The sequence below is a fragment of the Acidimicrobiia bacterium genome (assembly GCA_029210695.1).
In the GTDB taxonomy this organism is placed as follows: Bacteria; Actinomycetota; Acidimicrobiia; order Spongiisociales; family JAHEDJ01; genus JAHEDJ01.
Map to the genome: position 1 here is coordinate 1 of JARGFH010000156.1, position 752 is coordinate 752.

Sequence of the window (752 nt, forward strand, 5' to 3'; positions counted from 1 at the left end):
GCCCACTGCAGATCGCCGATGTCGGATCACACGGATTGTCGGCAGGACAACATCTGCGTCGCACCCTGCTCGCAGCGGTTCGTCAACTGACCCGGGAGGCCTGGCCGCTGCTGTCGATTCCCCAAGCCATGGGTCAGGACAACGCGTTTGCCCATACCAGCCACCGTGACAATCCTTGGACGATTTGGACGCTGCTGCTCCTCATGTTCGGTGTCGAAGCGATCACGTCACCGCCGCACAGTCTCGGGTTCACCAATCACGTCGAAGCCGTCAACGGTCTCTGGCAGCAACGCACCATCCGCAAACGCTGGTATCCCGACCTCGAAACCCTTCGAGCCGACAACACCGTGTTCCTGAACTGGGCCAACCATCGCCGGCCGGTCCTCGACCCCGACGTCTCCGGCACCCGATACCCGGCCGAACTCATCGCCGCCCACCACACCAGCCTGCGCTGGCTCCCCACCGACTTCGACATCGACGACTACCTCGACGCAAACAACAAGCCCCGGATCCCACTCACCGCCGGTCGGGTCACCTTCCTCCGCCACGTCACCAACAGTCACATCGTTATCGCTCAACACGCCTGGCCCGTACCCGACAGCCTCCCCGCCGGAAGCCTTGTCGTCGCAGCCATCAACACCGGCACCGGACACCTCGAAATCCGCCACAAAGGCGAACTCGCCCAACGTCACGACTACCCCATCACGCCCAGCAACATCGAACCCCTCCACCCGCCAGCCCCCAACGGACTC

Annotated in this window: 1 protein-coding gene; it reads left to right on the forward strand. The window is 63.6% G+C overall.

Going from position 1 to position 752, the window contains the following annotated elements; all coding sequences use genetic code 11:
* A partial coding sequence (locus P1T08_18865) for a hypothetical protein (GenBank protein ID MDF1598135.1) occupies nucleotides 1–752 on the forward strand: 752 nt, incomplete at both ends.